We start from the raw sequence: 9,889 nt of genomic DNA on the forward strand, positions 1-9,889 counted from the left end.
GTTCATTTTATATATTGAGAGTTAATGGTGAAACTGGATGAATCGCCCTTGGATAGTAAGGCAAATCATGAACCTAAGCTTATATATTATTATTTATCTTGGAATTTTTTGCGGTATTCGCGGGGTGTCATGCCTTTTAGCTCTTGGAAACGACGGTTGAAATTTGATAGGGTATTGAAGCCTGAATCATAACAGATGTTCGACACGCTATCTTTTGATTCACTTAAACGTCGACAAGCTTGCGCAATGCGCAATTCATTGAGGTAATGAACAAAGGTTTTACCTGTGTTACGCTTAAAAAAGCGCGAAAAGGACTTGGGGCTCATCATACATATTTCTGCAGCTTCATCGAGGCTGATAGCTCGATCTAAATTATTGGATATATGTTGAGTAATGAGATCGACTTTACTGACCGTTTTTTGGTTGAGGTTGGGGGTATAAAGGGGGCTCACGAGTTTCTTGCGATCTTTGCGTGGAGCGCGTGCCATGATATCGAGGACTTTTATAACTTGAGTATAACGCTGAAAATCACCCATTTGATCCATATCGATCATCAGTGTATGAATTTGATCGCGAGTTCTTCCTATGAATTCAAATGACCTTGAAGCATCATTGAGAAACTCGCCAATGTGATTAGTTTCATGTCGATCAAATAAAGCTGAGCCCATGGATTCTTTAGAGAATTGAACGACAGCCATAGCGGGCTTATCGGGGTTATCTTCATCTAATTCGGCATCGCTTGCGTGAAAGGCGTGCGGGTGGTTGGGGCCGGTTATGACGAGAGTGCCTGGTTTGAGATCGCCGATATAATCGCCATTAATATAATGACCTGTATGTTTTAGGTTGAGGAGTATATCGTATTCAGGGTGGTGATGCCACACGGGCCACAAATTCGTATCTAATTTATAAATAAATGAGCGGGTTTGTAAGTCACTTAATATTTCTAACTGTGCTTCCATAAATCACCTATTCAATACTTTATCTTCTTAATTAATTTAACTTAATACTTGTAAGGTAGGAATAGTATCAGAGTTTATATAAATCAAGATATATTGAAATAATTTATAGTACAAAAGTAACCCACAAGAGTTTTTAAAATTATTATTTTGTGGAAAAAGTATCAGTTTTTGTCCATTTAAAGGTGTTGATATATTTTATTGAGAATAGGTTTAACTATCAAAAAAACTTTATATCAGGAATGACATGAACCGTTTTATACCACTTTGTTTACTCAGTTTTACCTTTTTATTAAGTGCCGAACAAATAAGTTCTCAGCATCTCGAATTTTTTGAAAAGAAAATTCGCCCCGTTTTAGCAGAGCATTGTTATAAATGCCATTCGATAGATTCTGAGAAATTAAAAGGTGAACTTCTCCTCGACTCAAAATGGGGCTGGGAGAAAGGTGGAGATACAGGACAGGTGATCATACCTGGTAATGCGGCTGAGAGTTTGCTTATTAATATGATACATCACAAACCCGATGTGGAGGCGATGCCACCAAAAAATAAATTGAGTGCGGAACAAATTAAAGATTTTGAAAAGTGGATAAGCTTAGGAGCACCTGACCCACGCCCTAAAAAAGAACGTACCAAAGTTGATCCTCATGCTTATGATGTAGAAAAACGTAAGCAGTGGTGGTCTTTAAAACCCATTAAATCGTATCAAGCACCTCAAGTTTCGAATAAAAATTGGGCGAAGCAGGGCGTGGATAATTTTATACTGGCTAAATTGGAAGAAAAAAGTTGGCAACCCGCCGCCAAAGCTGAAAAAAGAGATTTACTGAAACGAGTTTATTATGACCTTACGGGTCTTCCCCCCACAGTGGCCGAGCAGGAAGCTTTCGAAAAAGACCTTTCTGACAAGGCATACGAAAAAGTCGTTGATCAACTATTGGCTTCACCACGTTTTGGTGAGCACTGGGCACGTAAATGGATGGACCTCATGCGCTATGCTGAAACCAAAGCATTTGAAATGGATTACACCATGCCGCATGTGGATCGCTACCGAGATTACCTCATAAGAGCTTTTAATGATGATCTTCCTTATAATCAAATGGTTTTAGAAGCTTTTGCGGGTGATATTATCGAGCCGCGTTTAGACCCAAAAACGGGTGCTAACGAGTCTCTCAAAGGTCCCGGTTTCTTTTACCTCTCAGATGGTCACCATGGTCCACCCGATTTACATCTTGATGAAGTTCGCGTTTTTGATAATATTATTGATGTGATTGGTAAGACTTTTCAGGCCACAACTATTTCTTGTGCCCGTTGCCATGACCACAAATTTGATGCCGTTGCAGAAAAAGATTTTTACTCACTTTATGGAATCATCGCCAGTTCACGTCGCGATATGCGCAATAGTGTGAATCCGAACAAAATTACTCCACACTTTGGCAATTTAAAAAAATCAAAAGAAGAGATTAAAAAAGCTCTCATTCCCGTATGGAAAAATGACTTAGTCAACTTGGAAAAAAACCTGAAGAAGATTGCTGTAGGCGGAGAACTGAGTGAAGAACTTACAGAGATTAAAACACGACTTAAAGAAAAATATAAGAATGCCAATACGGGACTTTTCCCCTTAAATATTGCCGTGATTCAAAATCAGCAAGCTTCTCAAAAAAATTGGAATCAACTAGCACAAATGACTAAGCTTGATGGCGAGACCATTGGTGGCTTGAATTCATCCTCCAAGGGGACATGGACCTCAAATGGCTTGAGTTTTGGTTTAGATCCAAAGAAAACAGGCGAATTCGTGGTCTCTAACACAAAAGATAAAATCATCCAATCTTTTGTGGGAGATAGTATGGCAGCTGGTGATCTGGGTTCTAGAATGGACGGATCACTCCAATCGGATAGATTAATCCTCGATGGCAAACCCATTTATTTAAAAGTTAAAGGGCGCAATACTACGGTAAGTTTGGTTGTCAATAACTATGAGTTGGTGGGCTACGGTCCTACAACGAGTGTACTCAATAAAAACATTGATTCAGATGAATGGCAGCTCATTAGTATTCCAACACATTTGTGGAAAGGCAGTCGTGCTTACATAGATGTCCGTCTCAATGGCTTGGCCAATCGACCTACTAAGTTTGGCTACCACTACCACCACCGCGAAGGCTCTTACATAGCCATAGAAAAAGCTAATGTTGCTAAACTCGAAATGAACATGCAAAGCCCCTGGGGAGCATTGCCTACTGTAGAAAGCCGAGAGCAAAAAATCGAGCTCTTGATGGCTCGTGCGCATCAAGCTTTGACAAACTGGAGCCATAATAATTTAGCTCAAGGTGATGATCGTATTTTAGATTATTTACTTACAGCAGGCTTACTGACTAATAGTTTTGAAAAAGCTCCTCAAGCCAAACAAGCTTTGCTGAATTTTAGGAATGAAATTAACAAAATGCCCATCCCTGAATACGTCAGAACTTTATCTGATGGCAAAGGCTATGATGAACCGGTTTATATTCGTGGCCTCCATACTAACTTGAGTAAAGAACCCAATCCTCGTCGTTTCATTGATGGCATTGACCCTTCGTCACTCAATGCAAAAGGCAGTGGCCGCCTCGAATGGGCACAAAGAGTTTTGGATGAAAATAATCCACTGACAAGTCGAGTCATGGCCAATCGTATTTGGTATCACATTTTTGGTCAGGGCATTGTCTCTTCAGTTGATGACTTTGGTCAAATGGGAGCCTTGCCAAGTCACCCTGAGCTCCTAGATTTTATTGCTCAAGACTTTGTCAAAAACAATTGGTCAGTCAAGTCACTCATTCGCAAATTTGTTTTGAGTTCGACTTATCAAATGTCCAGTGTGCCTTCTTCAGAATCAATGGAGCAAGATCCAAACAATATTTATCTTCAGCGCATGTCGATTAGAAGAATGAAGGCAGAATCAATTCGTGATACAATCTTGGCTGTTAGCGGGAGATTAAATAATCAACTCTATGGTAAAAGTGTAGCGATTAATCTTCATGAAACCCCCAATAGTCGTTCAAAACCAAGGCATAGTGGGCCAATGGATGGGCAGGGGAGACGTTCAATATACCTTGAATTACGCCGAAATTTTTTGCCTGGCTTTCTTACAGCCTTTGATATGCCTAATGCTACGGAACCCTTTGGCAAACGCAATGTGACCAATGTGCCGGCGCAGTCATTGACATTGATGAACGACCCCTTTGTAACTGAGCAAGCTTTAGTTTGGGCTAAGTCACTTCTTCAGTCTAAAAAATCCTTCGAAGAAACAGTTAAACTCATGCATGAACAAGTTTTCTGTCGGCCAGCCTCAGAGAAAGAGCTTACTTGGGCGCACAGAACTTTTGCAGATATCGCAAAAACAGAGTTAAACCAGAGTTTTGAGCAAGCACTTAAAAATGAAAAAATATGGCAGCACTTTTGCCATGTGATGTTTAACCGTAAAGAAATGATCTATAAATTTTAGGAGACCACAATGAATCCATTTTCCCGACGTGAACTTCTTCGCCAAGCCTCAATGGGCTTTGGTGGCCTGGCATTAGGTTCTTTACTCAATGGTGAAGCCAAGGCAACCTCAAGACTCAATCCTGCAGATTTAGGACCACTTTCTCCCAAGCCAGGGCATCACCGAGCTAAAGCTAAGAGTGTAATTTTCCTCTATATGGATGGCGGTGTTTCTCAAGTTGATAGCTTTGACCCAAAACCCTTGTTAAATAAACTCAATGGGACGAAACCGAAATTCAAAGTTGACGCTACAGTTTTTAATAATAACGGCAATATTTTAGCGAGCCCCTGGGATTTTAAAAATTACGGCAAAAGTGGTCTTCCCATTAGTGACCTCTTTCCTCATATTGGTTCATGCGCTGATGATCTTTGCGTGATTCGCTCAATGACGGCATTTTCTCCCAATCACCCAAATGCCAATTATGCACTTCACTCAGGGCACCCTTTGGTAGGGCGTCCGAGTATGGGGGCATGGGCGTCTTATGGACTGGGAACACTCAATAATAACTTACCAAGTTTTGTAGTCCTTCACGGGGGACAAGTTCCCTCTGGTGGAATGATGACGAATTTTGGCAGTGGTTTCTTGCCAGCAAATCACTCAGCTTCAGTTTTTGGTCTCCAAAATCCTTCGATGCGCAATACTAAGCCCTTCGAAAGCAAAGCTCAACTACAGCAAGAAAAATTGAGTCATGCGGCTGAAATGGATCGCGATCTCCTAGGTCGATTGGGACATGCCAAAGAAGTTGAATCGAGTATTCGTAACTATGAGTTAGCTTACCGCATGCAAATGGAAGTCCCTGAAGTTATGGATATTAGCGGAGAGAGTGAAGCGACGAAGGAGCTTTATGGTTTAAATTCGCCTTTTAAGCATACTCAGAGTTATGGTCGTCAATGCCTCAATGCGCGACGTCTTGTTGAGCGCGGCGTTCGTTTTGTCGAATTAACTATCAGCCCCGGCACAGGGGACCGTTGGGATCAGCATGGTAACCTTAAGCAAGGTCATGAAAAAAATGCTCTTATGGTGGATCAACCCATTGCTGGGCTTATTAAAGATTTAAAGGCGCGTGGTCTATTAGATGAAACTTTACTTGTGTTCACAGGTGAATTTGGACGTACTCCTTTCGCGCAAGGTCGCAATGGCCGAGATCACAACCCTCAAGGGTTCAGTATGTGGATGGCGGGCGGTGGCGTTAAAGGCGGCACTGTGTATGGCGCAACAGATGAGTACGGTTATCGAGCCGTAGAAGGGAAAATGACTGTTCATGACCTTCATGCCAATATGTTACACCTTCTGGGGATTGATCACGAACGTCTGACTTTCCGCTTTAGTGGACGTGATATGCGCCTTACCGATGTGCACGGCGAGATCATTCCGGAGATCATGGCGTGAAAAAATTCATAAGTTCAGTTTTACTTATTGCGAGTTCCGCAAGCTTGTCAGCATCTGAATCAAAAGTCAATTTTGAAAAAGACTTATGGCCGATTTTGGAACGTTCTTGCCTGGAATGTCACGATAAGGAAAAAGTCGTAAATGGGAAACGCAAGCGTCCTAAAGGAGGCTTGCGAATTGATTCACCTAAACTTCTTATGTATGGAGCCAAAGGCGATCCAGTTATCATACCTGGCGACGCTGAAGAAAGCTCATTCTACTACCTCACGGTACTCGATGAAGATGATGATGATATCATGCCTGCGAAAGGTCCTATCCTCACTAAAGTTGAAACTGAGTTACTCAAGAAGTGGATCAATCAAGGAGCTCACTTTGGATCGTGGACGGGAAGTGAACCAAAATTAAGTTCAGAGCAAATAAGTCTGGTCAATAAGCTCAATGAAGGGGATACAGTTATTTATCCTACCGTTCTGGGGGGAATTGATCTTTATGTAGATTTATCGCGCCTTCGTGAAAAGGGGACGGATAAAGATTTAAAGGAGCTTGAGGTTTTAATTCCTAAAATCCAAGAACTGAACTTAAGTGGAACTCATGTCAAAGATATCAGATTACTAGCAAAAGCTGTGAATTTGGAGCGTTTAAATCTCAGTAAAACGGATGTGACAGATCAAAGTTTATCTAGTTTAACACAATTGAATAAGCTCAAGATTTTGAACCTCTATGGCACCAAAATCAAGAGTTTGCCCGAATTGCCGAAGTCACTGAAAAAGATTTATCTTGCGAATACCGCAATGACTCAAGAAGCCATCACCAAGTTAGCACAAGCTAGACCAGACTTAGAGATCTATTCTAACTGGGACTTAAATCAAGTTAGAGCTATTCTCGCAGTGGCAAATAAGAACACGGCAAGTTTCAATGGAATTGTCGAAGTGAAGAAGAAGCCCAAGAAGAAGCCTCAATTAAAATCTCTCCGAGCTGAAAATGACTTTGTTTTTGAGGATTTTGAAAGTGGTCTCTATACTAAGTGGAAAGTGACTGGAAATGCTTTTGGTTCGCAGCCAATTCTTGTAGAAGAAATTCCCAAGTATCAGGGTGATGTGAATGCGCGAAATAAGTATTTGGTGAATTCCCATGCATCGGCCACTAGCCATGGTGGGGACAAAGCACAAGGCACGATGACTTCCAAGAAGTTTACCATTAATAAAAATTGGATCAAATTTTTGATTGGAGGCGGCAGCCATAAAAACAAAACCTGCCTGCAGCTGATTATTGATGGCAAAGTTGTTGCCATAGCCCATGGGCACAATCACAATAAAATGAGAATTGATTACTTTGATACTTCAAAACTCAAAGGAAAAATGGCGCAATTAAAAATCGTTGACCTCCACTCAGGGGGGTGGGGAAATATAGGCATCGATGAAATCATCTTCACAGACAAAAAATAATTTTTAAATAAAAAAGATAGGAACACCTCTATGACAAAAATACATCAAAAAAGGCTAAGAAAATACAGCTTAGTATTTTCTTTATTTCTCACGCTGAATATTTTCGCAGCAACGGCCATTACCCTCCCAAAAGGCGAGCAGAAAAGCGCTACAGGAATCACCCACAGTTTTTTAGTGACGGGTCCAAAAACATGTATCGTCAATGAACAAAGTGAAATCACTTGGCAAATAAACCGTGGCTCGAGAGATGGTTATGTACTAGCGAATGGCAATGTTTTGATTACTTTTTCAAGAGATGTTACTGAATATGATAAAAACCAGAAAGTTGTTTGGTCATATAAACTTTCAAAAGAAAATAAAGAAATATCGACTGCGCAGCGCCTGCCTAATGGCAATACACTGCTTGTGGAAAACGGAGCCAAACCACGCCTCTTAGAAGTGGATGCCCAAGTTAAAATCATTCTCGAAGTTAAACTGCAGCCAGAAACTAATAATGCGCACATGCAGTCACGTATGGCACGCAAGCTGCCCAATGGAAACTACATCGTTCCTCATCTTCTTGCTTTTGCCGTTAAAGAATATAATTCACAAGGGGAAGTGGTGAATGTGATTAAAACTGACTTAGAAGAGCTGGGAGGTCGCAAAAGACGTAATTGGCCTTTTACAGGTATTCTTTTAGAAAACGGTAATTTTCTTATCAACTTAACTAATGGTAATAAGACAGTTGAAATGACTCGTGACGGAAAAGTGGTATGGAAAGCAGATAACACGACGAGTGGAGGACGTTTTGCCGATCCTTGCGGTGGTCAACAACTCGATAACGGAAACCGAGTCATTGGTAGCTATGGTCAACGCAAAGCTGATAAAGCGCGCATTTTTGAACTCGATAAAGACAAAAAAGTCGTTTGGGAATTCTTTCACCCTCAAATTAAAGGTCATGAAGTTCATATCCTCACAACAAATGGCAAAGCTGAAAGCGGAAAATTAAGGTAGTCTATGTCATTCTCTTTGGAAAACAAAGTGGCTCTCGTTACTGGAAGCTCCAAGGGGCTAGGCAAAGCGATTAATAAACGCTTTGCCGAAGCTGGGGCTAAAGTCGTTGTCAATTATTGTCACTCGGAGTGCACGGCACAAGAAACCTACGATGAACTTGTCGCCATGGGAGCGGAAGCTCTTATGATTCGAGCTGATGTAACTGATGAAGCTCAGGTCAATGAAATGGTTGCAGAGATCGAAGAAAAACTCGGACCTATCGACATTCTTATTCCCAATGCCACTCCAGATCAACCTCAGAAGCCCATAGAGGAGTACAGCTGGGATGATTATATGTCCATGATTAACTTCTTTATCAAGAGTCCTTACTTGCTCACGAAGGCAGTTTTACCATCAATGAAAAAGCGCAAAAAGGGCAGAGTTATCAGCATTGCTTCAGAAGTGTATGAAAAGAGTGTTGGGAACTTTTCAACTTATGTGAGTGCAAAAGGCGCTCAACTTGGTTGGACTAGAAGTATGGCCACTGAGTTAGCACCATGGAGTATTACGGTTAACTCGGTCTGTCCTGGGTGGATTCCTGTGGAACGTCATGAAAAGGACCCCCAAGATATTAAAGATGCATACTTATCGGGTATACCGCTGCAGCGCTGGGGCAGACCTCAGGATGTCGCAAGTACGATTCACTTCCTTGCAAGTGATGATGCTTCTTTTATAACTGGTGAGAATATCATGGTGAGTGGTGGTAACTCCCATTTCTGATTTTTATAGATTTACTTCGTTAAAATTATTGCTCTAAAGATATTGAAACTTTATCCTAGGGACTTGTAGCAATAATTGAGTAAATAAGTTTTTAAATAGTTCTATATAATAAAAAGTGAGTATGTATGAATTCCAAAAAAGATTTAAAGAGAATACCCCATACGGTTTTTCTATGTTTTTTAACTGTTTTGGCTTTTGCGTCATGCAAAGTTGAAGAAGAAGCTAAAGATCAAAAAATTAAAGTGGCTTTTGTTACGAATGGCCCAGCAGATTTTTGGCTTTATTCCCAAGCTGGGGTAAAAAAAGCTGCCAAAGAACTTGGCATTGAAGCGGAGTTTAAAGTCGGTGACCAAACCACAGCCAAACAAAAACAGATTGTCGATGACCTCATTGTGAGTGGGGTGAAAGCTGTGGCAATCAGTCCAGCTAACGCCAAAAACCAAGTTCAAATGATCAATGAATGGTCGGCTTACATCCCAGTTATTTGTGCGGATAGTGATGCACCTAAAAGTAAACGTATTGCCTACCTGGGTACAGACAATGTAGCTGCGGGTCGTCAATGCGGTGAGCTTCTTAAACAGGCACTTCCCGATGGTGGTAAAGTGATGGTATTTGTGGGTTTGCGAGATGCGCAAAATGCCATCGAGCGTTTCCAAGGATTAAAAGAAGCTATTGAAGGCACGAAAATTGAAATCCTCGATTTAAGAACTGATAATGGCGATCGCGTAAAAGCTCGTAAGAACGCCGAAGATGCACTCATTGCTCACCCGGACATCGTTGGTATGGTGGGACTATGGGCTTACAATGCTCCCGCAATCCTTGGGGCTTTAGAG

General features: G+C 41.3%; 7 protein-coding genes. 6 read left to right on the forward strand and 1 reads right to left on the reverse strand.

Going from position 1 to position 9,889, the window contains the following annotated elements; translation table 11 throughout:
• Positions 1-89: 89 nt before the first annotated feature.
• A complete protein-coding gene (locus LNTAR_RS23145; RefSeq protein WP_007281208.1) occupies positions 90-959 on the reverse strand; it encodes an AraC family transcriptional regulator in 870 nt (289 codons plus the stop codon).
• A 244-nt stretch (positions 960-1,203) separates the two neighbouring features.
• Between LNTAR_RS23145 and LNTAR_RS26325 the strand changes: the two genes are divergently transcribed.
• From LNTAR_RS26325 to LNTAR_RS23175, 6 genes are all read left to right on the forward strand, one after another.
• Complete coding sequence (locus tag LNTAR_RS26325) at positions 1,204-4,431, forward strand: PSD1 and planctomycete cytochrome C domain-containing protein (protein WP_007281209.1); 3,228 nt, start codon at positions 1,204-1,206, stop codon at positions 4,429-4,431.
• 9 nt (positions 4,432-4,440) lie between these two features.
• Positions 4,441-5,859, forward strand: coding sequence for a DUF1501 domain-containing protein (locus LNTAR_RS23155; protein ID WP_007281210.1), 1,419 nt, complete (start codon positions 4,441-4,443; stop codon positions 5,857-5,859).
• Positions 5,856-7,304, forward strand: coding sequence for a c-type cytochrome domain-containing protein (locus tag LNTAR_RS23160; protein ID WP_007281211.1), 1,449 nt, complete (start codon positions 5,856-5,858; stop codon positions 7,302-7,304). Before LNTAR_RS23155 ends, LNTAR_RS23160 begins: the two co-directional genes overlap by 4 nt.
• Positions 7,305-7,334: 30 nt before the next feature.
• On the forward strand, positions 7,335-8,297 hold the full coding sequence (locus LNTAR_RS23165) for a beta-propeller domain-containing protein (protein ID WP_007281212.1): 963 nt from the start codon (positions 7,335-7,337) through the stop codon (positions 8,295-8,297).
• A gap of 3 nt (positions 8,298-8,300) precedes the next feature.
• Entirely contained in the window at positions 8,301-9,056 is a 756-nt protein-coding gene (locus LNTAR_RS23170; protein ID WP_007281213.1) for an SDR family NAD(P)-dependent oxidoreductase, read from the forward strand.
• 125 nt (positions 9,057-9,181) lie between these two features.
• On the forward strand, positions 9,182-9,889 hold a 708-nt coding region (locus LNTAR_RS23175; protein ID WP_007281214.1), incomplete at its 3' end, for a substrate-binding domain-containing protein.

The sequence above is a fragment of the Lentisphaera araneosa HTCC2155 genome, assembly GCF_000170755.1.
Classification (GTDB): Bacteria; Verrucomicrobiota; Lentisphaeria; order Lentisphaerales; family Lentisphaeraceae; genus Lentisphaera; species Lentisphaera araneosa.